This window comes from Nocardia sp. NPDC058497, from assembly GCF_042720195.1.
Classification (GTDB): Bacteria; Actinomycetota; Actinomycetes; order Mycobacteriales; family Mycobacteriaceae; genus Nocardia.
The window spans coordinates 1-1,505 of sequence record NZ_JBHXMY010000935.1; the positions used below are offsets into that span (position 1 = coordinate 1).

Here is a 1,505-nt window from a genome sequence, read left to right on the forward strand (position 1 = left end):
TTGATGTCCCTGATGGTCGCCGACTGACTCACCGGCGGACCGGGGGGGGACAACCGGCTGGTTCCGTCGTCTTCGGCGGGATGTGCCGGAAAAGCGATGGCGGGCGCCCATTAGGCTGGTACCTGACCTGAGCCACGCACAGACAGGACCGCACCCCGATATGACTTCCCGCATCGAGCTCGCCCGCGTCGATCTGCGCGGTCGTACTCCCTCCGCTGCCGAGCTGCGCACCGCGCTGCCGCGCGGAGGGGTCGACGTCGACTCGGTGCTGCATCATGTGCGGCCGGTCGTCGAGGACATCCGCGACCGGGGCGCCGAGGCCGCGCTGGACTACAGCGAGAAGTTCGACGGCGTTCGTCCCGCCGCGGTGCGCGTGCCCGTCGCCGAGCTGGCCAAGGCACTCGAGGAGCTGGATCCGGCCGTGCGCGCCGCGCTCGAGGTCGCGATCGAGCGGACCAGGAAGGTGCACGCGGATCAGCGCCGCACCGACTCCGTCACCGAGGTGGTGCCCGGCGGCACCGTCACCGAGAAGTGGGTGCCGGTCGAGCGGGTCGGGCTGTACGTGCCCGGCGGCAATGCTGTCTACCCGTCCTCGGTCGTGATGAACGTCGTCCCGGCCCAGGCCGCCGGTGTGGAGTCGCTCGTCGTGGCCTCGCCGCCGCAGTCCCAGTTCGCTGGTCTGCCGCACCCGACGATCCTGGCGGCCGCCGCGCTGCTCGGCGTCGACGAGGTGTGGGCGGTCGGCGGCGCGCAGGCCGTGGCGCTGCTGTCCTACGGCGGCACCGACACCGACGGCGCCGCGCTGGAACCGGTCGACCTCATCACCGGACCCGGCAACATCTACGTCACCGCGGCCAAGCGGCTGTGCCGCGGCCTGGTCGGCATCGACGCCGAGGCGGGCCCCACCGAGATCGCGGTGCTCGCCGACGCCACCGCCGACCCGGTGCACGTGGCCGCCGACCTGATCAGCCAGGCCGAGCACGACGTGCTCGCAGCCAGCGTGCTGGTCACCGACTCCGTCGCGCTGGCCGACGCGGTCGACGCCGCGCTGAACGCCCAGCTCGCCGTGGTCAAGCACGACGTGCGGGTGCGGGAAGCGTTGAGCGGCAAGCAGTCCGGGATCGTCCTCGTCGACGACATCGCCCAGGGCCTGCGCGTCGTCGACGCCTACGCCGCCGAGCACCTCGAGATCCAGACCGCCGACGCCGCGGCCGTCGCGGCGCGGGTGCGCAGCGCGGGCGCGATCTTCGTCGGCCCGTGGGCGCCGGTCAGCCTGGGCGACTACTGCGCCGGCTCCAACCACGTGCTGCCCACCGCGGGCTGCGCGCGGCACTCGTCGGGTCTGAGCGTGCAGACCTTCCTGCGTGGCATCCACATCGTGGAGTACACCGAGGCCGCGTTGAAGGATGTCGCCGGGCACGTCGTCGCCCTGGCCAACGCCGAAGACCTGCCCGCGCACGGCCCGGCCGGGGGGGGGCGGTTAGTGGGGCGGGGGGGAGTGGAGC

The 1,505-nt window shown here is 73.0% G+C and carries 1 protein-coding gene; it reads left to right on the top strand.

From position 1 onward, the window contains the following. Positions 1-160: 160 nt before the first annotated feature. The coding region (gene hisD, locus ACFWPJ_RS32610) for a histidinol dehydrogenase (protein ID WP_378857339.1) at positions 161-1,505 on the top strand (1,345 nt) is incomplete at its 3' end.